The 25,557-nt window shown below is 73.6% G+C and carries 26 protein-coding genes; 23 read left to right on the plus strand and 3 right to left on the minus strand.

From position 1 onward, the window contains the following. Window positions 1-45: 45 nt before the first annotated feature. Window positions 46-2,457 carry a RelA/SpoT family protein gene (locus HCN52_RS05100; protein ID WP_312876549.1) on the plus strand — a complete coding sequence of 804 codons (2,412 nt, stop codon included), beginning with the start codon at window positions 46-48 and terminating at the stop codon, window positions 2,455-2,457. 97 nt (window positions 2,458-2,554) lie between these two features. Here HCN52_RS05100 and HCN52_RS05105 read toward each other — a convergent pair whose 3' ends face one another. Next, window positions 2,555-3,784: a DUF349 domain-containing protein gene (locus HCN52_RS05105; protein ID WP_168087164.1), complete on the minus strand. Its 1,230-nt coding sequence runs from the start codon at window positions 3,782-3,784 to the stop codon at window positions 2,555-2,557. Between the two features lie 379 nt (window positions 3,785-4,163). Here HCN52_RS05105 and HCN52_RS05110 point away from each other — a divergent pair, with 379 nt between their 5' ends. The 4 genes from HCN52_RS05110 (at window position 4,164) to HCN52_RS05125 (ending at window position 8,459) form a co-directional block, all read left to right on the plus strand. After that, entirely contained in the window at window positions 4,164-4,886 is a 723-nt protein-coding gene (locus tag HCN52_RS05110; protein WP_168087165.1) for an MBL fold metallo-hydrolase, read from the plus strand. Between the two features lie 10 nt (window positions 4,887-4,896). Next, on the plus strand, window positions 4,897-6,165 hold the full coding sequence (hisS, locus tag HCN52_RS05115; protein WP_168087166.1) for a histidine--tRNA ligase: 1,269 nt from the start codon (window positions 4,897-4,899) through the stop codon (window positions 6,163-6,165). Window positions 6,166-6,282: 117 nt separating this feature from the next. Further along, the gene (locus HCN52_RS05120) at window positions 6,283-6,921 is read left to right on the plus strand and encodes a vitamin K epoxide reductase family protein (protein WP_168087167.1); all 639 of its coding nucleotides are present in this window, start codon (window positions 6,283-6,285) and stop codon (window positions 6,919-6,921) included. Window positions 6,922-7,004: 83 nt separating this feature from the next. Beyond that, window positions 7,005-8,459 (plus strand): replication-associated recombination protein A, encoded by a 1,455-nt coding sequence (locus tag HCN52_RS05125; RefSeq protein ID WP_168087168.1) that lies wholly within the window; start codon window positions 7,005-7,007, stop codon window positions 8,457-8,459. Window positions 8,460-8,673: 214 nt separating this feature from the next. On the opposite strand, the gene HCN52_RS05130 is transcribed toward HCN52_RS05125, so the two are convergent. Continuing rightward, a complete protein-coding gene (locus HCN52_RS05130; protein WP_245174882.1) occupies window positions 8,674-9,294 on the minus strand; it encodes a DUF2470 domain-containing protein in 621 nt (206 codons plus the stop codon). Window positions 9,295-9,559: 265 nt separating this feature from the next. On the opposite strand from HCN52_RS05130, the gene rpsD reads away from it, so the two are divergent. From rpsD to nusB, 14 genes are all read left to right on the plus strand, one after another. Beyond that, window positions 9,560-10,171 (plus strand): 30S ribosomal protein S4, encoded by a 612-nt coding sequence (gene rpsD / locus HCN52_RS05135; protein ID WP_167968762.1) that lies wholly within the window; start codon window positions 9,560-9,562, stop codon window positions 10,169-10,171. A gap of 227 nt (window positions 10,172-10,398) precedes the next feature. Then, a complete protein-coding gene (locus tag HCN52_RS05140; protein ID WP_168087189.1) occupies window positions 10,399-10,824 on the plus strand; it encodes a DUF948 domain-containing protein in 426 nt (141 codons plus the stop codon). A gap of 9 nt (window positions 10,825-10,833) precedes the next feature. Continuing rightward, a complete protein-coding gene (locus HCN52_RS05145) occupies window positions 10,834-11,148 on the plus strand; it encodes a DUF6167 family protein (RefSeq protein ID WP_168087170.1) in 315 nt (104 codons plus the stop codon). A 61-nt stretch (window positions 11,149-11,209) separates the two neighbouring features. Then, entirely contained in the window at window positions 11,210-11,674 is a 465-nt protein-coding gene (gene ruvX / locus HCN52_RS05150) for a Holliday junction resolvase RuvX (protein WP_168087171.1), read from the plus strand. Between the two features lie 119 nt (window positions 11,675-11,793). Then, entirely contained in the window at window positions 11,794-13,722 is a 1,929-nt protein-coding gene (gene mltG / locus HCN52_RS05155; RefSeq protein WP_168087172.1) for an endolytic transglycosylase MltG, read from the plus strand. After that, window positions 13,670-14,548, plus strand: a complete 879-nt coding sequence (locus HCN52_RS05160; protein WP_168087173.1) for a shikimate dehydrogenase — start codon at window positions 13,670-13,672, stop codon at window positions 14,546-14,548. The genes mltG and HCN52_RS05160 overlap by 53 nt, the downstream gene beginning before the upstream one ends. A gap of 106 nt (window positions 14,549-14,654) precedes the next feature. Next, on the plus strand, window positions 14,655-15,875 hold the full coding sequence (aroC, locus tag HCN52_RS05165; RefSeq protein ID WP_168087174.1) for a chorismate synthase: 1,221 nt from the start codon (window positions 14,655-14,657) through the stop codon (window positions 15,873-15,875). After that, window positions 15,872-16,393 carry a shikimate kinase gene (locus tag HCN52_RS05170; RefSeq protein ID WP_168087175.1) on the plus strand — a complete coding sequence of 174 codons (522 nt, stop codon included), beginning with the start codon at window positions 15,872-15,874 and terminating at the stop codon, window positions 16,391-16,393. The genes aroC and HCN52_RS05170 overlap by 4 nt, the downstream gene beginning before the upstream one ends. Beyond that, on the plus strand, window positions 16,390-17,484 hold the full coding sequence (gene aroB, locus HCN52_RS05175) for a 3-dehydroquinate synthase (RefSeq protein WP_168087176.1): 1,095 nt from the start codon (window positions 16,390-16,392) through the stop codon (window positions 17,482-17,484). The genes HCN52_RS05170 and aroB overlap by 4 nt, the downstream gene beginning before the upstream one ends. Then, the gene (gene aroQ, locus HCN52_RS05180; RefSeq protein ID WP_168087177.1) at window positions 17,481-17,927 is read left to right on the plus strand and encodes a type II 3-dehydroquinate dehydratase; all 447 of its coding nucleotides are present in this window, start codon (window positions 17,481-17,483) and stop codon (window positions 17,925-17,927) included. Before aroB ends, aroQ begins: the two co-directional genes overlap by 4 nt. 137 nt (window positions 17,928-18,064) lie before the next feature. Beyond that, complete coding sequence (locus HCN52_RS05185) at window positions 18,065-18,754, plus strand: AAA family ATPase (protein ID WP_168087178.1); 690 nt, start codon at window positions 18,065-18,067, stop codon at window positions 18,752-18,754. A 101-nt stretch (window positions 18,755-18,855) separates the two neighbouring features. Beyond that, a complete protein-coding gene (locus tag HCN52_RS05190; RefSeq protein WP_168087179.1) occupies window positions 18,856-19,953 on the plus strand; it encodes a M24 family metallopeptidase in 1,098 nt (365 codons plus the stop codon). 67 nt (window positions 19,954-20,020) lie between these two features. Further along, window positions 20,021-20,587 (plus strand): elongation factor P, encoded by a 567-nt coding sequence (gene efp / locus HCN52_RS05195; protein WP_167968751.1) that lies wholly within the window; start codon window positions 20,021-20,023, stop codon window positions 20,585-20,587. Between the two features lie 2 nt (window positions 20,588-20,589). Continuing rightward, window positions 20,590-21,015, plus strand: a complete 426-nt coding sequence (nusB, locus tag HCN52_RS05200) for a transcription antitermination factor NusB (protein ID WP_167968750.1) — start codon at window positions 20,590-20,592, stop codon at window positions 21,013-21,015. A 102-nt stretch (window positions 21,016-21,117) separates the two neighbouring features. Here nusB and bldD read toward each other — a convergent pair whose 3' ends face one another. Then, on the minus strand, window positions 21,118-21,618 hold the full coding sequence (gene bldD / locus HCN52_RS05205; protein WP_167931523.1) for a transcriptional regulator BldD: 501 nt from the start codon (window positions 21,616-21,618) through the stop codon (window positions 21,118-21,120). A gap of 246 nt (window positions 21,619-21,864) precedes the next feature. Here bldD and pyrR point away from each other — a divergent pair, with 246 nt between their 5' ends. From pyrR to HCN52_RS05225, 4 genes are all read left to right on the plus strand, one after another. Then, a complete protein-coding gene (gene pyrR / locus HCN52_RS05210; RefSeq protein WP_168087180.1) occupies window positions 21,865-22,431 on the plus strand; it encodes a bifunctional pyr operon transcriptional regulator/uracil phosphoribosyltransferase PyrR in 567 nt (188 codons plus the stop codon). 121 nt (window positions 22,432-22,552) lie between these two features. Then, on the plus strand, window positions 22,553-23,611 hold the full coding sequence (locus HCN52_RS05215) for an aspartate carbamoyltransferase catalytic subunit (RefSeq protein ID WP_168087181.1): 1,059 nt from the start codon (window positions 22,553-22,555) through the stop codon (window positions 23,609-23,611). Then, window positions 23,608-24,900, plus strand: a complete 1,293-nt coding sequence (locus tag HCN52_RS05220; RefSeq protein WP_168087182.1) for a dihydroorotase — start codon at window positions 23,608-23,610, stop codon at window positions 24,898-24,900. The genes HCN52_RS05215 and HCN52_RS05220 overlap by 4 nt, the downstream gene beginning before the upstream one ends. Next, complete coding sequence (locus tag HCN52_RS05225; RefSeq protein WP_245174880.1) at window positions 24,897-25,541, plus strand: PH-like domain-containing protein; 645 nt, start codon at window positions 24,897-24,899, stop codon at window positions 25,539-25,541. Before HCN52_RS05220 ends, HCN52_RS05225 begins: the two co-directional genes overlap by 4 nt. Window positions 25,542-25,557 lie beyond the last annotated feature (16 nt).

Consider the following 25,557-nt stretch of genomic DNA (forward strand, 5'->3'; position numbering starts at 1 on the left):
GGCGCGGACCGGGACGCCGCCCGCGCCTCCGGCGGTGCCACCGCGATCGGCACCCGCGCCGGGGACACGCCGTCGCCCGCGCCCACGTCCTCCGCGCCCCCGGCGTCCGCCCCGGCGTCGCAGCCGCCGGTCTCCGGCATCTCCGGCCGCTCCGGCTCCTCCAACCGGGTCCGTGCCCGCCTCGCCCGACTTGGCGTACAGCGCTCCACCCCGTACAACCCCGTGCTCGAACCCCTCCTGCGGGTGGTCCGTGCCAACGACCCCAAGGCCGACACCGCCGTGCTGCGCCAGCTGGAGCGGGCCTACCAGGTCGCCGAGCGCTGGCACCGCGGGCAGAAGCGCAAGAGCGGCGACCCCTACATCACCCACCCCCTGGCCGTGACCACCATCCTGGCCGAGCTGGGGATGGACCCCGCCACCCTGATGGCGGGCCTGCTGCACGACACCGTCGAGGACACCGAGTACGGCCTGGACACGCTGCGCCGCGACTTCGGCGACCAGGTCGCGCTGCTGGTGGACGGGGTCACCAAGCTGGACAAGGTCAAGTTCGGCGAGGCCGCGCAGGCGGAGACCGTCCGCAAGATGGTCGTCGCGATGGCCAAGGACCCCCGGGTCCTGGTGATCAAGCTGGCCGACCGGCTGCACAACATGCGCACCATGCGGTTCCTGAAACGGGAGAAGCAGGAGCAGAAGGCCCGCGAGACGCTGGAGATCTACGCGCCGCTCGCCCACCGCCTGGGCATGAACACCATCAAGTGGGAGCTGGAGGACCTGGCCTTCGCCATCCTCTACCCCAAGATGTACGACGAGATCGTCCGCCTCGTCGCCGAACGCGCCCCCAAGCGCGACGAGTACCTGGCGACGGTCATCGACGAGGTGCTCGGCGACCTGCGCGGCGCCCGGATCAAGGCGACCGTCACCGGGCGGCCCAAGCACTACTACAGCGTGTACCAGAAGATGATCGTCCGCGGCCGGGACTTCGCGGAGATCTACGACCTGGTGGGCATCCGGGTCCTCGTCGACTCGGTCCGCGACTGCTACGGCGCGCTGGGCACCGTCCACGCGCGGTGGAACCCGGTCCCGGGGCGGTTCAAGGACTACATCGCGATGCCCAAGTTCAACATGTACCAGTCGCTGCACACCACGGTGATAGGGCCGGGCGGCAAACCGGTCGAGCTGCAGATCCGCACCTTCGACATGCACCGCCGCGCCGAGTACGGCATCGCGGCGCACTGGAAGTACAAGCAGCAGGCCGTCGCCGGCGCCTCCAAGGTCCGCAGCGACGCCCCCGCCCGCAAGGGGGAGAAGGCGGGCGAGGCGGTCAACGACATGGCCTGGCTGCGGCAGCTGCTCGACTGGCAGAAGGAGACCGAGGACCCCGGCGAGTTCCTGGAGTCGCTGCGGTTCGACCTCTCCCGCAACGAGGTCTTCGTCTTCACCCCCAAGGGAGACGTCATCGCGCTGCCGGCCGGGGCCACCCCGGTCGACTTCGCCTACGCCGTCCACACCGAGGTCGGGCACCGCACCATAGGGGCCAAGGTCAACGGCCGGCTCGTGCCGCTGGAGTCGACCCTCGACAACGGCGACACCGTCGAGGTCTTCACCTCCAAGGCGTCCGGCGCCGGCCCTTCCCGGGACTGGCTGGGCTTCGTCAAGTCACCCCGCGCCCGCAACAAGATCCGCGGCTGGTTCTCCCGGGAGCGGCGCGACGAGGCGATCGAGCAGGGCAAGGACGCCATCGTCCGGGCGATGCGCAAGCAGAACCTGCCCATCCAGCACATACTGACCGGCGACTCCCTGGTCACCCTCGCCCACGAGATGCGCTACCCCGACATCTCCTCGCTCTACGCGGCGATCGGCGAGAACCACGTCTCGGCCCAGAGCGTCGTGCAGAAGCTGGTCCAGGCCGTCGGAGGCGAGGAGGCCGCCAACGAGGACGTGGCGGAGACCGCGCCGCCGGTACCCGCCTCGCTGGGCCGGCGCCGCAGCAGCGGTGACCCCGGTGTGGTGGTCAAGGGCACCGACGACGTCTGGGTCAAACTGGCCCGCTGCTGCACCCCGGTGCCGGGCGATCCCATCATCGGGTTCGTCACCCGCGGCAGCGGCGTCTCCGTCCACCGGGCCGACTGCGTCAACGTCGACGCGCTCTCCCGCGAGCCGGAGCGGATGCTGGAGGTCGAGTGGGCGCCCACCCAGTCCTCGGTCTTCCTGGTCGCCATCCAGGTCGAGGCGCTGGACCGCTCCCGGCTGCTGTCCGACGTGACCCGGATCCTCTCCGACCAGCACGTCAACATTCTCTCCGCGGCGGTGCAGACCTCGCGCGACCGGGTGGCCATCTCCCGCTTCACCTTCGAGATGGGCGACGCCAAGCACCTGGGGCACGTGCTGCGCGCGGTGCGCGGCGTCGAGGGTGTCTACGACGTCTACCGCGTCACCTCCGCCCGCCGCGGCGGGTGAGGGCATCGGGCGGGCACCACCACCGCCCACGACGACGGGCCGGTGGCGACGCGGATCCACCGCGACGCCACCGGCCCGTCGGCCGGGACGGCCGGCCTCAGCCGCCGAACTCCCGGAGCCCCTTCAGGGCCTGGTCCAGCAGCTCCTGACGGCTGGCCAGCTCACGCTCCAGCTTCTCCGCCTTGGCCGTGTTGCCCGCCGCGCGGGCCTGGTCCGCCTGGCGGCGGAGCTTGTCGACCGACTCCTGCAGCTGACCGGTCAGCCCGGCGGCGCGGGCCCGTGCCTCGGGGTTGGTCCGCCGCCACTCGCCCTCCTCGGCCTCCGCGACGGCGCGCTCCACCGCCTGGATGCCGCCCTCCACCGAGGCGCGGGCGTCGCGCGGCACGTGGCCGATGGCCTCCCACCGCTCCCCGATGGAGCGCAGCGCGGCACGCGCCGCCTTCACGTCGGTGATCGGCAGCAGCTTCTGCGCCTCGGTGACCAGCTCCTCCTTGCGCGTCAGGTTCTCGCGCTGCTCCGCGTCGCGCTCGTCGAAGACCGCGCCGCGCGCCTGGAAGAAGACGTCCTGGGCCGCACGGAACCGCGCCCACAGGTCCTCCTCGGCGTCCCGCTGCGCCCGCCCGGCGGCCTTCCACTCCCGCATCAGGTCGCGGTAGCGGGCGGCAGTGGGCGCCCAGTCGGTGGAGGTGGACAGCTTCTCCGCCTCGGCGATCAGCTTCTCCTTGCGCCGCCTGGTCTCCTCTCGCTGCGCGTCCAGTGAGGCGAAGTGGGCCTTGCGGCGCTTGGAGAACGCCGACCGGGCCTGCGAGAACCGGTGCCAGAGCTCGTCGTCGGTTCGGCGGTCCAGCCGCGGCAGGCCCTTCCAGGTGTCGACCAGCGCCCGCAGCCGCTCGCCCGCGGAGCGCCACTGCTCGCTGGCGGCAAGCTCCTCGGCCTCGGCGACCAGCGCCTCCTTGGCCTTGCGGGACTCCTCGGCCTGCTTCGCCTTGTCGGCCTTGCGCTGCTCCCGGCGCTCACCGACGGTCGTCACCAGGGTGTCGAGCCGTCGGGAGAGCGCGTCCAGGTCGCCCACCGCCGCACCGGCGTCCACCTGCTCACGCAGGTGGTCGATGGCGGCTGTGGCGTCCTTCGCGGACAGGTCGGTGGTCCGCACCCGGCGCTCCAGCAGCCCGATCTCGACCACCAGGCCCTCGTACTTCCGCTCGAAGTACGCCAGGGCCTCCTCCGGCGAGCCCGCCTGCCAGGAGCCGGCGACCTTCTCCCCGTCGGCAGTCCGCACGTACACGGTGCCGGTCTCGTCCACTCGACCCCACGGATCGCTGCTCACAGCGCCTCCTCCATTTGACGCCCGCCCGGTCGTCGCCCGGGTGGCATCGTCCACAGTTCCCAGCCCGGGCGGCCCGTGCGCGTCGGCCGTGCCGTCCGGTGGCGGCCGCACCACGCAGTGCCCCGCCCCACGCCCCAACATAGGCGACGGGCGGGGCGGCTGTCCGCACCTCCAGGGACCCAACTTCCGCCAGGTCCGGACAGTCGGGGCCCGTGTCGCCCCATGGGGCGCACGCCGCCGGGCGACCCGCGAACCGGTTGGCGCCGTGATCCCGGCCGCCGGTAGGGTGCGGTGACGCACGGCGACCACGCCGGGAGGGCCACGCTGTCCGTCCCGGGGCGCCGTCGCAGCCGGAGCCGCGAGGAGAGGTGGGACCGCCATGCTGATCGCCGGTTTCCCCGCAGGGGCCTGGGGCACCAACTGCTATCTGGTCGCCCCCGCCGCCGGCGAGGAGTGCGTGGTCATCGACCCGGGCCACCAGGCCGCCGACGCCGTCGCGCAGACCGTGGAGAAGCACGGACTCAAGCCGGTGGCCGCGCTGGCGACCCACGGTCACATCGACCACGTCGCCTCGGTGACACCGCTCTGCGGCGCGCGGGACATCCCCGCCTGGATCCACCCCGAGGACCGCTACATGCTGGGCGACCCGGAGAAGGCGCTCGGCCGCCGCCTGGGCGAGAAGCTGATGGGCGACCTGACCCTCGGGGAACCCGACGACCTGCGGGAGCTCGCGGACGGCACCTCGCTGCGCCTCGCGGGCCTGGAGTTCGTCGTCTCGCACACCCCCGGCCACACCCCCGGCTCCGTGACCTTCGGCCTCGCGGCGCAGGCCGACGTGCCGCCGATCCTGTTCACCGGGGACCTGCTCTTCGCGGGTTCCATCGGCCGCACCGATTTGCCGGGCGGCGACCACGCGGAGATCCTCCGCTCCCTGGACCGCGTCTGCCGTACGCAGGACGACGCCACCGTCGTGCTCGCCGGGCACGGCACCCAGACCACCATCGGCCACGAGCGTGCCACCAACCCCTTCCTGCAGGGGATGGCCGCAGGCCCCGGGGCGGACGGCGCAGCACCGCCCGCCGCCCCCCGACGAGGAATGTGACGACCGCACCGTGAACACCTTCCGGGCGCCCAAGGGCACCTACGACCTGCTTCCTCCCGACTCCGCACGGTTCCTCGCGGTCCGCGAGGCGATGTCCGCGCCGCTGCGCCGCGCGGGGTACGGCTACGCGGAGACCCCCGGCTTCGAGCACGTCGGCCTCTTCGCCCGCGGTGTCGGCGAGTCCACCGACATCGTCACCAAGGAGATGTACACGCTCACCACCCGCGGCGGTGACGAGCTCGCGTTGCGGCCGGAGGGGACGGCCTCGGTGCTGCGGGCAGCGCTGGAGGCCAACCTGCACAAGTCCGGCAACCTGCCGGTCAAGCTCTGGTACTCCGGCTCCTACTACCGCTACGAGCGCCCCCAGAAGGGCCGCTACCGGCACTTCTCGCAGGTCGGCGCGGAGGCGGTCGGCGCCGAGGACCCCGCGCTGGACGCGGAGCTGATCATCCTGGCGGTGGAGGCGCACCGGTCGCTCGGTCTGCGTGAGGTGCGGCTGCTCCTCAACTCCCTCGGCGACCGCACCTGCCGCCCGGTCTACCGCGAGGCGCTGCAGGGGTTCCTGCGCGGTCTCGATCTCGACGAGGACACCCGGGCGCGGGCGGAGATCAACCCGTTGCGGGTGCTGGACGACAAGCGTCCCGCCGTCCGCGAGCAACTGGCGGGCGCGCCGCTGATGAGCGAGCACCTCTGCGCCGAGTGCGCCGCGTACCACCGGCGGGTCCGGGAGCTGCTGGCCGCCGCCGGGGTCACCTTCGAGGACGACCCCCGTCTCGTGCGCGGTCTCGACTACTACACCCGTACTACGTTCGAATTCGTTCACGACGGGCTCGGTGCGCAGTCCGCGATCGGCGGCGGCGGCCGCTACGACGGCCTCTCCGAGATGATCGGCGGCCCGGCGCTGCCCTCGGTCGGCTGGGCGCTCGGCGTGGACCGCACCGTGTTGGCGCTGGACGCCGAGGGCGTCGGACCCGAGCTGCCGCCCACCACCGAGGTGTACGCGGTCCCGATCGGCGAGGCGGCCCGCAGCGCGCTGTTCGCGCTGGTCACCGAGGTGCGGCGGGCCGGGGTCGCCGCCGACTTCGCCTTCGGGGGCAAGGGCATGAAGAACGCGATGAAGTCCGCCGACCGCTCCGGCGCCCGGTTCGCCCTCGTGGCCGGCGACCGGGACCTGGCCGCCGGGGAGCTCCAGCTGAAGGACCTCGCCAGCGGCGAGCAGACGGCCGTGGCGCTCGACGGCGCGGTCGAGGAGTTGCTCCGCAGGCTCGGCCGGTCCTGAGATCCGGTCCGTCCGGCCTTATCGGGAACCGACACCGCTCGTGCACAATGGGCTGTCGCCGGGTTCCGCACGCGGGGTCCGGCCCCCACCGCGAGCCGATGACGGGACGCCCACCACATGACGACGACAGCAGCCCACCAGGAACCGGACGCGGACACCGCCGAGCCGTCGCCGGGTGGGCCGATCGGGGCCGGCCGGCCCTTCGCCTGGCTGCTGGTGGTGACCGGCTTCCTCGGCCTCCTCGCCGGGTGGGTCATCACGATCGACAAGTTCAACCTGCTGGAGGACACCGAGTACGACCCGGCGTGCAGCATCAACGCCGTCCTCTCCTGCGGGTCGATCATGCAGAGCGACCAGGCCTCGGTCTTCGGGTTCCCCAACCCGATGCTGGGACTGGTGACCTACGGCGCGGTCATCGCCATCGGGATGGGCCTGGTCGCGGGGGCCCGCTACCGCCGCTGGTTCTGGCTCGGCCTCCAGGGCGGCACCCTCTTCGGAGTCGTCTTCTGCACCTGGCTGATGTACCAGTCGCTCTACGTGATCTCGGCGCTGTGCCTCTGGTGCTGCCTGGCGTGGCTCGCGACCATCGTGATGTTCTGGTACACCACCGTCCACAACCTGCGGCACCGCGTGCTGCCCGCACCGGAGGGGCTGCGCCGCACGGTGCTGGAGTTCCACTGGCTGCTCCCGGCGGTGCACGTCGGCATCGTGCTGATGCTCGTCTTCACCAACTGGGGCAGCGCCCTCTGGGCCTGACCGCCCCCCCTGGCCGGTGAGCCGTGCCGGCCCGTCCGCCCTCGGCGGGCGGGCTGTCGGCGTCCGCGAGTAGGGTTGCCGCCGTGGAGCCCGATCTGTTCACCGCAGCCGCAGAGGAACGCCAGGAGCGCGAGCCGGCGGGACGCCCGCTCGCGGTGCGGATGCGTCCGCGCACGCTCGACGAGGTGCTGGGCCAGCGCCACCTGCTCGGCCCCGGCTCACCGCTGCGCCGGCTGGTGGGCGAGGGCGCCGGCGGCCCGGCCGGACCCGCCTCGGTCATCCTGTGGGGCCCGCCCGGCACCGGAAAGACCACGCTGGCGCACGTCGTCAGCCGGGCGACCGACCGCCGCTTCGTGGAGCTCTCGGCGATCACCGCCGGCGTCAAGGAGGTCCGCGCCGTCATCGACGGCGCCCGCCGCTCCTCCGGCGCCTACGGCAAGGACACCGTCCTCTTCCTCGACGAGATCCACCGCTTCTCCAAGGCGCAGCAGGACTCCCTGCTGCCCGCGGTGGAGAACCGCTGGGTCACGCTGATCGCGGCGACGACGGAGAACCCCTACTTCTCGGTGATCTCACCGCTGCTGTCCCGCTCCCTGCTGCTCACCCTGGAACCGCTCACCGAGGACGACCTGCGGGGGCTGCTGCGGCGGGCCGTCGGCGACGAACGCGGTCTGGGCGGCGTGGTGACGCTGGACCGGGACGCCGAGGACCACCTGCTGCGCATCGCCGGCGGGGACGCCCGCCGGGCACTGACCGCGCTGGAGGCGGGCACGGGAGCCGCGTTGGACGCGGGCGAGTCCGCGGTGACGCTGGAGCGGCTGGAGCAGGCGGTCGACCGTGCCGCGGTCCGCTACGACCGCGACGGGGACCAGCACTACGACGTGGCCAGCGCGCTGATCAAGTCGATCCGCGGTTCGGACGTCGACGCCGCCCTGCACTACCTGGCCCGGATGATCGAGGCGGGGGAGGACCCCCGGTTCGTCGCCCGCCGACTGATGATCTCCGCCTCGGAGGACATCGGCATGGCTGATCCGACCGCACTGTCGACGGCGGTCGCCGCCGCGCAGGCGGTGGCGCTCATCGGGTACCCGGAGGCACGCATCGTCCTGGGCCAGGCGGTGGTCGCGCTGGCCCTGGCGCCGAAGTCGAACGCGGCCTACCTCGCCATCGACGCGGCGCTGGCCGACGTGCGGGCCGGTGCCGCCGGCCCCGTGCCGCCGCACCTGCGGGACGCGCACTACCAAGGCGCGGCGAAGCTCGGGCACGGCAGCACCTACCAGTACCCCCACGACCTGCCCGGCGGGATCGCCGCCCAGCAGTACGCGCCCGACGCGGTGCACGGCAAGCGGTACTACCGGCCGACCCGCTACGGCGCCGAGGCGCGGTACGCGGAGGTGGCCGAGCGGGTCCGGGACCGCCTGGCCGGCCGGTCGGCGCGTCCGGAACGGGCCGGGCGCGAGGACGAGGGAGGCGCGGCCGACGCCGCGCCCTCCGGCAGCGGGGCGCAGGCCGCTCCGGGGACGAGCGGCGAGGACTGAGACGGCGTCACAGGGCGGCGCGCCGTGACGTCTCCGCCCCTGCCGCGCCGTTCCGGGCGTGGCGAGGACTCCACGCCGGCCCGCGACGTCGGCCGCGGCCCGCTGCCGCGTGGTGGGGGACGTCCCGCACACCACGCGGTACGCGGGCGCTCCTCCGTCGTGCGGCCGACCGCATCCGACGCCGCGAGCCGAGCCGACGCGGTGTCCCCCTTGCTCAGCGCGTCACCGAGGCGAAGAGCTGGTGCATGGCGTGCCGGAGCCCGACGATGTCCTCGACCGGGGTGGGGAAGTCGAAGCGGGCATCGAAGCCGCGGCCGCCGGGCCGCCAGAACCGCAGCCGGATGCCGAAGCGGTCCAGTGCGACCGGGGCGACGTTCTGCCAGGGCTCCAGCGCCGGCCGGCTGGCCGCGTCCCGCTCCCCGACGAAGGCGCACAGCGCCTCCAGTTGGTCCTGGTGGGAGCCGGCGAGGTGCTGGAGCAGTTCTGCCTCGTGCCGGGCGAGCGGGTCCGGTCGGCAGGCCGCGAACTCCTCGGCGCCGACCGCGGAGGTTCCCCAGAGGTCGTCGGTCCAGGCGTCCTCCGGCTCCAGCCGGAGGAAGGTCTCGCCGCCGTCCCGCAGCGGCACCCGGCCCCCGAAGAGCCGGGCGGTGTCGGCGTGCCGCGTGCGGGGCACGGCGTCGAGGCGGCCGCTGATCCAGCCCCGGCCGCGGATGCGGTGCGGGACGGCCACCGGCGCGACATCCGTGATCTCCAGCACTGCGCCGACCTCGTGCACGGCGGTCAGTTCGGCGGCGGCCACCGCGCGGGCGGCGGGCGCCGCGGCGCTGACCAGCATCACCACCGTGCCGTCCGCGTCGACCGCGCGCGTCTCGGCGTGGGTGATCTGGAGGGGGCCGGTTTGTCCTCCGGCCCGGGGACCTGGGATGCTGATTACCGCAGAGGCATCCGATTCGGCTAGAGTGCGCAGGCGCTCGGCGGCATGAGGCTGCCGAACATCGTCTGCGGGACGCGGCTGACCCGTCATGGGGCTCCCTGGGCGAAGTAATGCGCTGTCCGACTAAGGTAAGCCTAACCTAACTTATTGCGGAGGTTCGTTCCACGTGAACCAGTCGCGTCCCAAGGTCAAGAAGTCGCGTGCTCTCGGCATCGCGCTGACCCCGAAGGCCGTCAAGTACTTCGAGAAGCGCCCTTACCCGCCCGGGGAGCACGGCCGGGGCCGCAAGCAGAACAGTGACTACAAGGTCCGTCTGCTGGAGAAGCAGCGGCTGCGTGCCCAGTACGACGTCAGCGAGCGTCAGCTGGTCCGCGCCTATGACCGCGCGCGCAAGGTCGACGCCAAGACCGGTGAGGCCCTGCTCATCGAGCTCGAGCGCCGCCTCGACGCCCTGGTGCTGCGTTCGGGTCTCGCCCGGACCATCTACCAGGCCCGTCAGATGGTCGTCCACGGCCACATCCAGGTGAACGGCAAGAAGGTCGACAAGCCCTCCTTCCGCGTCCGCCCGGGCGACGTCGTGCAGGTCCGCGAGCGCAGCCGCGAGAAGCACCCCTTCCAGGTCGCCCGCGAGGGTGGCTACGCCGGTGAGGGCGAGGCCCCGCGCTACCTGGAGATCAACCTCCCGGCGCTCGGCTTCCGCCTGGACCGCGACCCCAACCGCCGCGAGATCCCCGTGATCTGCGACGAGCAGCTGGTCGTCGAGTACTACGCCCGCTGACGCCCGCGCCGCCGGCTCCCGGCCGGCGGCGAGCGAGGCATCCCCACTGCCGTCCCGCGTGAAGCGGGGCGGCAGTGGTGTACCCGGGCCCGGCTCGCGCCGCGGGCGGAGCGCCGCGCCGCGGGCGCGGCCCGCCCGCGCGGTAGGCTCCGCACGCGTCCCGCCGCCGTGCGGTCGGGGGCGGGGGAGTTTCCGGAGAAGTGACGACCGAGGAAAAGTGGTGCGGTGTGTCCGGTGGAGAAGTGGCCGGCATTCTGGTGGCGGTGTTCTGGGCGATCCTCGTGTCGTTCCTGGCCGTCGCCCTCTGGCGACTGGCCCAGACGCTCCGGGCCGCGACGCGGCTGGTGACGAGCGTCACCGAGCAGGCCGTCCCGCTCCTCGGTGAGGCGTCGGTGACGGTCCGCACGGCGCAGAACCAGCTCGCCCGGGTCGACGCCATCGCCTCCGACGTCCAGGAGGTCACCGCCAACGCCTCGGCCCTCTCCTCGACCGTCTCCACCACCTTCGGCGGCCCGCTGGTCAAGGTCGCCGCCTTCGGCTACGGCGTCCGGCAGGCGCTCGGCCGCCGCGGCAACCGCACACCCGACACATCGCGCACGGAGCGCGGCCGCACCGTCCCCGGTGCGCGCCGCCCCCGGCGCGGGAGGAGCTGAACCGCTTCCATGTTCCGCCGTGCCTTCTGGTTCGGAGCCGGCGCCGCCGCAGGCGTCTGGGCCACCACCAAGGTCAACCGCAAGCTCCAGTCCCTGGCCCCGGAGTCGCTGGCGCAGCGCGCCGCCGACCGGGCAGTGGACACCGGACACCGCGTCCGGGCGTTCGCTCTCGACGTGCGCTCGGGGATGGCCCGACGCGAGGACGAACTGAACGACGCCCTCGGCCTCCACCACGACCCCGGCGAGCCGGGGGTCGTCCCCGGGCAGGTGCTCCCCGAGCGGGCGGAGCGCCCCGGGATCGAGTCGCGACGGCGGGAGCGGTGAGTGCGAGCCCGCGCACCCCGGCTGCGCCGAGGTGCGCCCGCGCCGTCCGCGGGCGGCCCTGATGCGGCGCGGACGCCGGCTCGCGGTCGATGTCGGGGATGCCCGCATCGGCGTGGCCAGCAGTGATCCCGACGGACTGCTCGCCACGCCGGTGGAGACCGTGCCGGGGAAGGACCGCCAGGCGGCGCTACGGCGGCTGGGCGCGATCGTGGCGGAGTACGAGCCACTGGAGGTCGTCGTCGGGCTGCCGCGTTCCCTGAGCGGCCAGGAGGGACCGGCAGCGGCCAAGGTGCGTGATTTCGCCGGGGAGTTGGCGAAACTGGTCACACCCGTGCCGGTGCGGCTGGTGGACGAGCGTATGAGCACCGTCACGGCGGCGCAGTCGATGCGTGCCTCGGGTGTCTCCTCCCGCAAGGGCCGCTCCCGCATCGACCAGGCCGCAGCGGTGGTGATCCTGCAGAGCGCGCTGGAGACGGAGCGCGCCTCGGGGCGGCCGCCGGGGCAGAGCGTCGAGGTGGGCGGTTGATCGCGGTGCGGTAACGTGCCGCGCGAGATGGCAGTCAATCGAACATCGCGGACGACCCGCGGAGATGTTCGAACGTCCGGCAGATTCGGACGGACCGCACCGGCGTCGCGAGGGGACCGATGACTGACTACCGCCGGGGCTCCGGCCCGGAACCGTGGGATCCGAACGACCCGCTCTACGGCGAGCAGGGTTGGGGACGGACCGGCGACGGCTCCTGGGACGGCTACCCGCAGGAGCAGGCCGGGTACCCCGGTCAGGGGTATCCCGACGGCGGAGTCCCCGACCCGTACGGCGCAGCGCCGGGCCCGCACTCCGCGCACGGCCAGGACGGGCAGCAGGGCGGCTGGCACCAGGGCGGCCAGGGGTACGACCAGGGCGGTCACGGCTACCACCAGGGCCAGGGCGGCGGACAGGACTTCGACTACGGCAACCAGGGGTACGACACCGGGGCCCACCAGCAGTACGGGAACCAGCAGTACGGCCAGGGCGGACCGGGCCACGGCTACGACCCGTACCAGGGCCAGGGCCAGGGCCAGGGCGGGCCGGGGTACGGCGGGCAGCCCTACGGCGACCAGCCGTACGGGCAGGGCGGCGACCACCACGGCCCCGGCTACGCGGCGGGCCCCGCGCACCCGCAGGGCCAGGGCGGCGAACAGGGGCACCACCACCCGCAGGACGGGGGGTACGGTGCCGACGGACCCCACGGCCGGGGCCACGGCTACGACGACGGCTACGGTGACGGGCCCCCCGGCGGGGACGCCCGCTCCGGCAACGCCCACGCCCCGCCCGCGGGGCGGAACCGCTCCGACCGCGGCGAGCCCGGGGCGGACGGCCCGGGGCCCGATCCCGAGACCGGCTGGGACCCGGGGCCCGACCAGGGCGAGACCGACTTCTTCACCCGGGAGGACGGCGACTGGGACGACGACGCCGAGACCGAGGAGAAGGACGGCCGCGGCCGGCGCGGCGACAAGCCCCCCAAGCGCCGCGGCGGCTTCGCCTGTCTGGGGGTGGCCGTGCTGCTGCTGGGCACCGTCGGCGCCGCGGGGTACTTCGGCAAGCAGTTCTACGACTCCCGCTTCGGCCCCCCGCCGGACTACGCGGGCGAGGGCACCGGCGAGGTCTTCGTCTCCGTCGTGGACGGCGACACCCTCACCGCCATCGGGGTCAAGCTCCGGGACGAGGGGGTCGTCGCGAGCGTCGGCGCCTTCACCCGCGCGGCCGAGGGGACCAACATCCAACCCGGCTACTACGCACTGCGGCGCGAGATGTCGGCGCAGTCCGCCGTCGAGGTCATGACCGACCCGGACACCCTCAACACCCTGATCATCCCGGAGGGCACCCGCTCTCCCGCCATCTACGAGACGATAGACGCCAAGCTCGAACTGGAGGACGGGACGACGGCCGAGGTCGCCGCGTCCGGCACGGTCGAACTCCCGGACTGGGCCGTCCCCGGCAACGACGACGTCAAGGAGCCGCTGGAGGGCTTCCTCTGGCCGGCCCGCTACGACATCGGCCCGGAGACGCAGCCGGAGGAACTCCTGCAGGCGATGGTGGACCGTGCCGTGGCCACCTACGAGGAGATGGGGCTCTCCGACGCCGCGTCCGGGCTGGGCCTCGACTCGGCGGTGGAGATCGTCAACATCGCGAGCCTGGTCCAGGCCGAGGGCAAGACCACCGACGACTTCACCGCGATGGCCGAGGTCATCTACAACCGCCTCAAGCCCGACAACACCGAGACGTACGGTCTGCTCCAGTTCGACTCCAGCTTCAACTACCTGCGCGGTCAGAGCGAGGCGTTCATCACGGAGAACGAGATCCTGAACGAGCAGGACCCGTACAACACCTACGTCCACAAGGGGCTCCCGCCCGGGCCGATCGGCAACCCCGGGAGGGAGGCGGTGGAGGCCGCGCTCAACCCCACCGACGAGGGGTGGATGTACTTCATCACCCTCGACGACGTCACCACCGAGTTCACCCGCAACCACGAGGACCACAATGAGCTCCGCGAGGAGTACAACCGGCGCCGGGGCGCGGAGAGCACCAGCTGACGGGCGGCGGGCGGCCGTCCTCGGTTCGCCCGTCGCCCACTCCCTCTCGCCCGACCTGCACCGCGCCGCCTACCGCGCGCTCGGTCTCACCGGCTGGCGGTACGACCGGTACGAGGTGGACGGGGAACGGCTCCCCGCGTTCCTGGCGGAGCTGGACGGCGAGTGGGCCGGGCTGAGCCTGACCATGCCGCTCAAGCGCGCCGTGATCCCGCTGCTGGACGGCCTCACCCCGGCGGCCGCCTCCGTCGGTGCCGTCAACACGGTGCTCTTCGGGGAGGACGGCGCCCGCACCGGCGACAACACCGACATCCCCGGTCTTGCCGCCGCGCTCGCGGAACGGGGCGTCACCCGGGTCGAGCACGCGGCGGTGCTCGGCGCCGGTGCGACGGCCTCCTCGGCGCTCGCCGCCCTCGCCGGTATCTGCACCGGCGAGGTCACCGCGTACGTCCGCGGGCCGGAGCGGGCCCGCGAGATGAGCGCGTGGGGTGAACGGCTCGGCGTCGCGGTGCGCACCGCCCCCTGGGAGAGTGCCGCCGCCGCGCTGGAGTCACCGCTGGTGATCGCCACCACCCCGGCGGGGGCCACCGACGCGCTCGCCGCCGCCGTGCCCGCGCAGCCGGGCACCCTCTTCGACGTGCTCTACGAGCCGTGGCCGACCCGGTTGGCCGCCGCGTGGTCGAAGGGAGGGGGCACGGTCGTGGGCGGTCTCGACCTGCTCCTCCACCAGGCAGTGCTCCAGGTCGAACTCATGACGGGCCGGGCGCCGGCGCCGCTGGCGGCGATGCGCGCCGCCGGCGAGAGCGCGCTGGCCGCACGCGGCGACTGACCGGCCCGCGGCCCGTCCCGCACCCTGGACGGCGGCGCGGAGGCCGTCGTGCCGCGTGCGAGGATGGCCGGGCACGAAGCGTGATCGACATGAGGTGGAGGGTCCGTTGAGCAGGCTGCGCTGGCTGACGGCGGGGGAGTCGCACGGCCCCGCGCTGGTGGCGACCATCGAAGGGCTGCCGGCCGGTGTGCCGGTGGACACCGAGGCGGTCGCCGACCACCTCGCCCGGCGCCGACTGGGGTACGGCCGTGGGGCCCGCATGAAGTTCGAGCGCGACGAGGTCACCTTCCTCGGCGGTGTCCGCCACGGCCTCACCCTCGGCTCCCCGGTCGCCGTGATGATCGGCAACACCGAGTGGCCCAAGTGGGAGAAGGTCATGGCGGCCGACCCGGTCGACCCCGAGGAACTCGCCTCGCTCGCCCGGAACGCGCCGCTGACCCGCCCGCGTCCCGGCCACGCCGACCTGGCCGGCATGCAGAAGTACGGGTTCGACGAGGCGCGGCCGATCCTGGAGCGTGCCTCCGCACGGGAGACCGCCGCGCGCGTGGCGCTGGGCGCCGTCGCCCGCTCCTACCTGCGGGAGACCGCCGGCATCGAGGTCGTCTCCCACGTGGTGGAGCTCGGCGCCGCCCGCGCCCCCTACGGCACCCTGCCGTCCCCCGGCGACGTCGAGCGGCTGGACGCGGACCCCGTGCGCTGCCTCGACCCGGACGCCTCCGCCGCCATGGTGGCCGAGATCGACCAGGCCCACCGCGACGGCGACACCCTCGGCGGTGTGGTGGAGGTCGTGGCGCACGGCGTGCCCGTCGGCCTCGGCTCCCACGTGCACTGGGACCGGCGCCTCGACGCCCGGCTGGCCGGCGCGCTGATGGGCATCCAGGCCATCAAGGGCGTCGAGGTCGGCGACGGCTTCGACCTCGCCCGGGTCCCCGGCTCCCAGGCGCACGACGAGATCCTCGCCACCACCCCGGGTGCCGAGCCCGGTGCCGACGGCGGCCGCGACCTGGGCATCCGCCGCGCCTCCGGCCGCTCCGGCGGTACCGAGGGCGGCCTGACCACCGGCGAGGTGCTGCGGGTGCGCGCCGCGATGAAGCCCATCGCGACCGTGCCGCGCGCCCTCGCCACCGTCGACGTCGCCACCGGCGAGGTGGCCCGCGCGCACCACCAGCGCTCCGACGTCTGCGCCGTCCCGGCCGCGGGCATCGTCGCCGAGGCGATGGTCGCCCTCGTCCTCGCCGACGCGGTGGCGGAGAAGTTCGGCGGCGACAACGTCGCCGAGACCCGCCGCAACGTCCGCGGCTACCTCGACGCGCTGGGGGTCCGGTGAGCACCGAGCACCCGCTCGTCGTCCTGGTCGGCCCGCCCGGCGCCGGCAAGACCACCGTCGGCGGCCTGCTCGCCGAGCGCCTGGGTGTCACCCTCCGTGACACCGACGCCGACGTCGAGGCGGCCACCGGCAAGGAGGTCGCGGAGATCTTCCTCACCGACGGCGAGGACCACTTCCGTGAGCTGGAGGCCGAGGCGGTCGCGGCCGCCGTGGCCACCCACCGCGGGGTGCTCGCCCTCGGCGGGGGAGCCGTGATGCGGCCGGCCACCCGTGAGCTGCTCGCCGGCCTCCCCGTCGTCTTCCTCGACGTGGCGCTGGCCGACGCCGTGCACCGGGTCGGGCTGGACGCCCCCAGGCCGCTGCTCGCCGTCAATCCGCGCAAGCAGTGGCGCACCATGATGGAGACCCGCCGTCCGCTGTACACCGGCGTCGCCCGCACCGTGGTGGCGACCGAGGGGCGGACACCCGAGGAGGTCACCCGGGCCGTCCTCACCGCATTGGAGCTGACCGAGGCATGACCGACCACACCGCACCCACCCGCATCACCGTGACGGGCGAGGCCGGTGCCGCGCCCTACGACGTGCTGATCGGCCATCAGCTGCTGGACCAGCTCCCGGGCCTGGTCGGGGACGCCCGACGCGTGGCCGTCATCCACCCCGAGGCGCTGGCCGAGACCGGTGACGTGCTGCGCCAGGACCTGGCCGACCAGGGGTACGAGGCCATCGCGGTGCAGGTGCCCAACGCGGAGGAGGCCAAGACCGCCGAGGTCGCCGCCTACTGCTGGAAGGCGCTCGGTCAGAGCGGGTTCACCCGCACCGACGTGATCGTCGGCGTGGGCGGCGGCGCCACCACCGACCTCGCGGGGTTCGTGGCGGCGACCTGGCTGCGCGGCGTGCGCTGGGTCGCCGTGCCCACCACCGTCCTGGGCATGGTCGACGCCGCGGTGGGCGGGAAGACCGGTATCAACACCGCGGAGGGCAAGAACCTCGTCGGCTCCTTCCACCCGCCCGCCGGGGTGCTCTGCGATCTCGCCGCGCTGGCGAGCCTGCCGGTGCACGACTACGTGTCGGGTCTCGCCGAGATCATCAAGGCCGGGTTCATCGCCGACCCCGCCATCCTGGAGCTGATCGAGCGCGACCCCGAGGCCGCCCGCCGGGCGGACGGTCCGGTCACCGCCGAACTGGTCGAGCGCTCGATCCGGGTCAAGGCGGAGGTCGTCTCCGGGGACCTCCGTGAGGCGGGCCGCCGCGAGATCCTCAACTACGGCCACACGCTCGCCCACGCCATCGAGAAGAACGAGCGCTACGAGTGGCGCCACGGCGCCGCCGTCTCCGTCGGCATGGTCTTCGCGGCCGAACTCGGCCGAATCGCCGGGCGGTTGGACGACGCCACCGCCGACCGGCACCGCGCGGTCCTCACCTCCGTCGGGCTGCCCGTCACCTACCGCGGCGACCAGTGGCCGAGGCTGCTGGAGACCATGAAGGTGGACAAGAAGTCCCGCGGCGACCTGCTCCGGTTCATCGTGCTCGACGGGCTGGCCCGCCCGGCGGTGCTGGAGGGCCCGGACCCCGCGATGCTGCTCGCCGCCCACGCGGAGATCGCCGCGTGACCCGCGTCCTCGTCCTCAACGGGCCGAACCTCGGCCGACTCGGCTCCCGGGAGCCGGACGTCTACGGCTCGGCCGACCACGCACACCTGGCCGAGCTGTGCACGGAGGCAGGACGCGAGCTCGGGCTGGAGGTCGAGGTCCGGCAGACCGACGACGAGGCCGAACTGGTCCGCTGGCTGCACGAGGCCGCGGACGGCCGCCTGCCGGTGCTGCTCAACCCGGCCGCGTTCACCCACTACTCCTACGCACTGCGGGACGCCGCGGCGCAGCGCACCGCGCCGCTCATCGAGATCCACCTGAGCAACCCGCACGCCCGGGAGACGTTCCGCCACCTCTCGGTGGTCTCGGCCGTCGCCTCCGGCACCATCGCCGGCTTCGGAACCGGCTCCTACCTGCTGGGGCTGCGCGCGCTGGCGGCCGACCCGGTCGTCACCGGCAGCTGAGCGGACACCGCCCGTCCGGCGGCGCGGGCGGGCGGCGCGTCCGCACCGGGACATGGCCCGGCGGGCGCCGATGTGGCACCGTGGCCCCTGCAGCGCGGGGCGCCGGCCCCGCCTCGACCACGACGGAGCGGCAGCGCATGACTCACCCCGCGGGGGTCCCCGTCCCACCGTCGGCGCCCCCGGATGCCGGCGTCACCGGCGAGTTCCGGCTGCCGCCCCCCACCCCGGCGCCCCAGCCGCCGCCGACCGCGGCCCCCGCGGACCCGGCACGGGCGGCGCTGGCGGTCCTGCTGATCGGTCCCGCCGGCGCGGGGAAGACGACGGTCGCCCGGCGCTGGGCGGACCAGCGGCAGGTGCCCACCGCCCACATCAGCCTCGACGACGTCCGCGAATGGGTCCGCTCCGGGTTCGCCGACCCCCGGTCCGGCTGGGACGAGCGGTCCGAGGCCCAGTACCGGCTGGCCCGCCGCACCTGCGGGTTCGCCGCCCGGAACTACCTGGCCAACGGCATCTCCTGCGTCCTGGACGACGCGGTCTTCCCCGACCGCCCGGCCATCGGCCTCGGCGGCTGGAAGCGGCACGTCGGGCCCGGGCTCATCCCCGTCGTGCTGCTCCCGGGACTGGAGGTCGTCCTCGCACGCAACGCGGAGCGCAGCGGTACCCGCCGCCTCGCCGACGAGGAGGTCGCGGCGATCCACGGCCGGATGGCGGGCTGGTACGGGTCGGGGCTGCCGATCATCGACAACTCCCGACTGGACGTGGAGTCCACCGTCCGATTGATCGACGAGGCCGTGGCGCGGAGTTTCACCACCCCCCTGGACTGGTGAGCGGATGCGTCGTGCCGGGGACGCCGCCGCACGGGGCAACCTCGTCCTCGACCGGCCCAGCCGGACGGGCCGTCGGCCGCCGCGCTGCGTAGTCTCGGCCCATGTCCGAGGTCCACGCGGCACGCCGCGCGGCGCTCCGCGCCCACTGTTCCCCGGGTGACGGCACGGCACTGCTGATCTCCCGTCCCGCCAACCTCCGCTACCTCGTCGGTGCGGTCCCCGCCCACGCGGCGCTGCTGCTGACGCCGGGCGGTGAGGACGTGCTGGTCTGCGGGCCGGGCGCGACCGGCCGCGGCGCACCCGACGACACCCTGCGGCTGTTCCCGGTCGCCGGGGACACCGACCCCGCCGCCGGCGCCGCGCTGCTCGCGTCCCGGGACGGCGCCGCCTCCCTCGCGGTCGAGGAGCACCATCTGACGGTCGCCCGGTACCGCGCCGTCCGGGCCGCCGGGGGCGGGCTGCCCCTCGGCGACCTCGCGCGGGCGGTGGAGCACCGGCGGCTGGTCAAGGACGAGGAGGAGATCGCCGCGCTGCGCACCGCCGCGGAGATCACCGACCGGGCGCTGGGTGAACTGCTGGAGTCGATCCTCGTCGGCCGCACCGAGCGGCACCTCGCACTGGAGCTGGAGCGCCGGCTGGTCGACCACGGGGCGGACGGTGCCGCGTTCCCCACCTCGGTGGCGACCGGCGTCAACTCCGGTGTCGCCGGCCACCGGCCGACCGACCGGCGCGTCGAGGAAGGGGATTTCCTCACCGTCCGGCTCGGCGCGCGCTACCGCGGCTACCGCTGCCGCATCGGCCGCACCTTCGTCATCGGCACCCGGCCCGCCGACTGGCAGATCGAGCTCTACGAGCTCGTCTTCGCCGCTCAGCGCGCTGCGCGGGAGTCCCTGGCGCCGGGGACCGAGTGCCGGGAGGTGGACCGCGCGGCACGGGCCGTGCTGGCCGGCGCAGGCCACGCGGACGCCCTCGGGCCCCTCACGGGAGAGGGGGTCGGACTCGAAATGGGAGAGGACCCGCGTCTGGCCCCCGCGGCCATGGGTAGACTGGGCGTTCGTGTGCCGGTCACCGTCGAGCCCGGGGTACACCTTCCGGGCCGGGGCGGCGTCCGGATTGACGACACGCTCGTCGTTCGCCCCGTGGCGGACGGCGGACCCGAGCTACTCACCATCACGACCAAGGAACTCCTCGCCCTGTAGCTCCGCTCGGGGGTCGGGCGGGAGCGCCCTCCGGTCACCAGCAGCAGCTTCAGGAGATTCCGCGACCGTGGCCACCACGAACGACCTCAAGAACGGCATGGTGCTCAAGCTCGACGGGGGCCAGCTGTGGTCCGTAGTCGAGTTCCAGCACGTCAAGCCCGGCAAGGGCGGCGCCTTCGTCCGCACCAAGCTCAAGAACGTGCTCTCCGGCAAGGTGGTCGACAAGACCTTCAACGCCGGAACCAAGGTCGAGACGGCCACGGTGGACCGACGCGGCATGCAGTTCTCCTACAAGGACGGCGCCGACTTCGTCTTCATGGACACCGAGACCTTCGACCAGCTCACCATCACCCCGGAGACGGTCGGCGACACCGCCAACTACCTCCTGGAGGGCCAGGACTGCACCGTGGCCATCTACGAGGAGAGCCCGCTCTTCATCGAGCTGCCGGCCTCCGTCGAGCTGGTCATCGAGTACACCGAGCCCGGCGTGCAGGGCGACCGCTCCACCGGCGGCACCAAGCCCGCGCGACTGGAGACCGGCTACGAGATCGGCGTCCCGCTCTTCATCACCACCGGTGAGAAGGTCAAGGTCGACACCCGTTCCGGCGAGTACCTCGGCCGGGTGAACAGCTAACCGTGGCCGCACGCAGCAAGGCGCGCCGGCGCGCGCTCCAGATCCTCTTCGAGGCGGACCAGCGGGGAGCCCCCGTCAACGAGGTCCTCGCCGACTGGGTGCGGTTGTCGCTGGACGACGACCGCCAGCCCCGGGTCAGCGAGTACACCATGACGCTGGTCGAGGGCTACGCCGAGAACGCCGCCCGCATCGACGAGCTGCTCTCCACCTACACGGTGGGCTGGCCGCTCGACCGGATGCCGGGGGTCGACCGCAACCTGCTGCGGCTGAGCGCCTACGAGTTGATCTGGCAGGACGAGACGCCCGACGCCGTCGTCCTCGACGAGGCGGTCCAGCTGGCGAAGGAGTTCTCCACGGACGACTCGCCGGCCTTCGTCAACGGTCTGCTGGGCCGGCTGAAGGAGCTCAAGCCGACCTTGCGTCGCTGAACCCCCGGCCGCCGCGGGCACTGCCCCCGGCCGGCCACCGAAACGCCGCGGCGGGGCGGGTCACCGGTCTTCCGGTGTTCCCGCCCCGCCGCTCGGCGTTGCTCAGTTGTCGTCGGTCTGCACGGCGCGCCGCGCGTCCGCTCCCAGCACGCCCCAGCTGATGAGCTGCTCGGTCAGCACCGAGGGTGACTGGTCGTAGATGACCGCGAGGGTGCGCAGGTCGTCCTGGCGGATCGAGAGGACCTTGCCGTTGTAGTCGCCGCGCTGGCTCTGGATGGTCGCCGCGTAGCGCTGGAGCGGACCGGCCTTCTCCGCCGGGACGTGGGCGAGACGCTCCAGGTCCAGGACGAGCTTCGGCGGCGGCTCGGCCGCGCCGCCGGGGGTGGTGCCCGGCAGCAGCTCCTGCACCGGAACCCCGTAGAAGTCGGCCAGCTCGGCCAGGCGCTGCACCGTGACCGCACGGTCGCCGCGCTCGTAGCTTCCGACCACGACCGCCTTCCAGCGGCCCTGGGACTTCTCTTCGACCCCGTGCAGGGAGAGGCCCTGCTGGGTCCGGATGGCGCGGAGCTTGGCTCCGAGCTGTTTGGCGTATTCGCTGGACATGTGACTCCCCGGAAAGCTGATCTGTAACCCAGTGTGAGGTTACGCAGCGTGATGGGAGCCGTCAAGCGGAGAGCCTTCCCGAATGCTCTGACCAGGGCTGATACCGGCGCATCCGGGGGCGCTGCTATGCTGCCGAACAGGTGTGGCGGATCTGCTGAAGGCCCGGCCGGAAACCGTCCGTCCCCACCGCATGCCAGGCGTCCTTTAAGACCCGTCCGGAGAGGCGGGGAAGGAGGTCCGATTCGTATGGACGCAACCCCACCGCCGCCCCGCTCCGTGCTGGAGGCGCCGGACATCGCGCGGGTCCTGACCCGCATCGCCCACGAGATCGTCGAACGCGCCAAGGGCGCCGACGACGTGGTCCTGCTCGGCATCCCCACCCGCGGCGTGCACCTCGCCCACCGGCTGGCGGCCAAGCTGCACGACATCACCGGAGGGCCGGTCCCCGTGGGCTCCCTCGACATCACCATGTACCGCGACGACCTGCGGCTGCGCCCCGCGCGGGCCCTGGCGCGGACCGAGATCCCCGCCGAGGGGGTGGACGACCGGCTGGTCGTCCTCGTCGACGACGTCCTGTTCTCCGGCCGCACGATCCGTGCCGCGCTCGACGCCCTCGGCGACCTCGGCCGGCCCCGCGCCGTACAGCTCGCCGTGCTGGTGGACCGCGGCCACCGCCGCCTCCCGATCCGCGCCGACTACGTCGGGAAGAACCTGCCGACCTCGCTGCGCGAGGCGGTGCGGGTGCAGCTCGCCGAGGAGGACGGCCGCGACGGCGTGCTCCTCGGGCGCCGCGAGCCGGCAGCCGAGGGCTAGCACGCGTGCCCCGCCCGAGGCGCCCCGCCGCGCGGGCCGCCCGGCTCCGCCGTGCCCGCGACCGGCGCCGCCACCCCCGACCGACGTCTGCCCGAATCCCACGGAAGGCCCCTGGCAACAGATGAAGCACCACCTCATCTCGGCCGCCGACCTCACCCGCGACGACGCGGTGATGGTCCTGGACACCGCGCAGGAACTGGCCCGGCTCGCCGACCGGCCCATCAAGAAGCTCCCCACGCTCCGCGGCCGCACCGTGGTGAACCTCTTCTTCGAGGACTCCACCCGCACCCGCATCTCCTTCGAGGCCGCGGCCAAGCGGCTCTCGGCGGACGTCATCAACTTCTCCGCCAAGGGCTCCTCGGTCTCCAAGGGCGAGTCCCTGAAGGACACCGCCCTCACCCTGGAGGCCATGGGCGCCGACGCGGTCGTCATCCGCCACCACGACTCGGGTGCGCCGCACCGGCTGGCGACCTCGGGCTGGATCGGCGGCAGCGTCGTCAACGCCGGTGACGGCACCCACGAGCACCCGACCCAGGCGCTGCTCGACGCGTTCACCCTCCGTCACCGGCTGGCGGGAAGCGGTGACGGGGTCGGCCGTGACCTGACAGGGCGTCACATCACCATCGTCGGCGACATACTGCACAGCCGGGTCGCCCGCTCCAACGTGCTGCTGCTCACGACGCTGGGCGCCGAGGTGACGGTGGTGGCCCCACCCACCCTGATCCCGATCGGTGCCGAGGGGTGGCCGTGCACGGTCTCCTACGACCTCGACGCCGTCCTGCCCAAGACCGACGCGGTGATGATGCTGCGGGTCCAGCGCGAGCGGATGACCGCCGCCTACTTCCCGACCGAGCGTGAGTACGCCCGACGCTACGGCCTCAACGGCGATCGCATGGCCACCATGCCCGAGCACGCCGTGGTGCTGCACCCCGGACCGATGAACCGCGGTATGGAGATCACCGCCGAGGTCGCCGACTCGCCGCGCTGCACCGCGGTGGAGCAGGTCACCAACGGTGTCTCGGTCCGGATGGCGGTGCTCTACCTGCTGCTCGGCGGGGCACCGGCGGGCCCCGCGCCCACACCCGCGTCCGGCACCGCGACCACCGCCGCCGCAGCCGGCACCGCCACCACCGCCACCACCGCACCCGGCGCCGCCGGGGAAGCCGAGGAGAACCAGTGACCGAAGCCAAGACCCTGATCCGCGGCGCCCGCGTACTCGGCGGTGAGGAGCGGGACGTCCTCGTCGAGAACGGCGTCATCGCCGCCGTGGGCACCGCCCTCGACGCCGGCGACGCCCGCGTCGTCGAGGCCGCCGGGCAGATCCTCCTCCCCGGCCTCGTCGACCTCCACACCCATCTCCGCGAGCCCGGCCGCGAGGACTCCGAGACCGTGCTGACGGGCACCCGCGCGGCCGCCGCCGGCGGCTTCACCGCCGTGCACGCCATGGCCAACACCTTCCCTGTGGCGGACACCGCCGGCGTGGTCGAGCAGGTCTGGCGGCTGGGTCGCGAGTCCGGCTACTGCGACGTGCAGCCCGTCGGCGCCGTCACCGTCGGCCTGGAGGGCGCCAAGCTCGCCGAGCTCGGCGCCATGCACGACTCCGCCGCCGGCGTCCGGGTCTTCTCCGACGACGGCAAGTGCGTGGACGACGCCGTGATCATGCGCCGCGCCCTGGAGTACGTGAAGGCCTTCGACGGCGTCATCGCCCAGCACGCCCAGGAGCCCCGCCTCACCGAGGGCGCCCAGATGAACGAGGGCGCCGTCTCCGCCGAGCTGGGCCTCACCGGCTGGCCGGCGGTGGCCGAGGAGTCGATCATCGCCCGGGACGTGCTGCTCGCCGCGCACGTCGGCTCCCGCATCCACATCTGCCACCTCTCCACCGCCGGCTCGGTCGAGATCGTGCGGTGGGCCAAGTCCAAGGGCTGGGACGTCACCGCCGAGGTCACCCCGCACCACCTGCTCCTCACCGACGAGCTGGTCCGCTCCTACGACCCCGTCTACAAGGTGAACCCGCCGCTGCGGACCGAGGAGGACGTCCTCGCCCTGCGGCAGGCGCTGGCCGACGGCACCATCGACTGCGTCGCCACCGACCACGCCCCCCACCCGCAGGAGGACAAGGACTGCGAGTGGGGCGCCGCCGCCATGGGCATGGTCGGCCTGGAGACCGCCCTGTCCGTGGTGCAGCACACCATGGTCGACACCGGCCTCCTCGACTGGGCGGGCGTCGCCGACCGCATGTCGCACCGGCCCGCCGCCATCGGCCGGCTCGAGGGCCACGGCCGGCCCCTGGAGGTGGGCGAGCCCGCCAACCTCACCCTCGTGGACCCGGCGCACCGGCAGCCGGTGGACCCCGCCGGCTTCGCCTCGCGGAGCCGCAACACCCCCTACCGCGGCCGCGAGCTGCCCGGCCGGGTCACCCATACCTTCCTCCGCGGCCGCGCCACCCTGATCGACGGTGAGCTGGCATGACCGACCTCACCGCCGCCGCGGACGCCCTCCTCGCCGTGGAACGCCCGGAGATCAACTGGCCCGGCTACATCAGCTGGACCATCGGCATGATCCTCGTCGTCGTCCTGCTGTACTGGCTGATGCGCCGCGCCTGGCAGCGCCGCGGCGAGGCGCAGGGCGACCTGCCGCCCCTGCCGCAGGCGCCCGCCGACACCGGCGCCGTCCACCTCACCGCCACCGGCCGGTACCACGGCTCGACCACGGCCGGCCAGTGGCTGGACCGCATCATCGCCCGGGGTCTGGGCACCCGCAGCCGCGCCGACCTCAGCCTCACCGACGAGGGACTGCTGGTCGAGCGGCCCGCCGCCAGCACGTTCTTCGTCCCCGCGGCCCGACTCCACGGCGCCCGGCTGGACAAGGCCATCGCCGGGAAGGTCCTCACCGAGGGCGGCCTGCTGGTCGTCACCTGGGAACACGGCGGCCGTCGCCTCGACTCCGGCTTCCGGTTCGACCAGGCGGGCGAGCACCCCGCCTGGGTGGAGGCCGTCAACGCCGCGGCCGCTGCCACGACCCCCGCCACCACTCCCGCCGGCACCCCCGACGACACCTCACGCGCCGGCGACGGAGCCGCGCTCCCGCACCACCAGGAAGGCGCATCGTGACCTCCGCACCCGCGCA

Source organism: Streptomyces bohaiensis (assembly GCF_012033785.1).
Lineage (GTDB): Bacteria > Actinomycetota > Actinomycetes > Streptomycetales > Streptomycetaceae > Streptomyces > Streptomyces bohaiensis.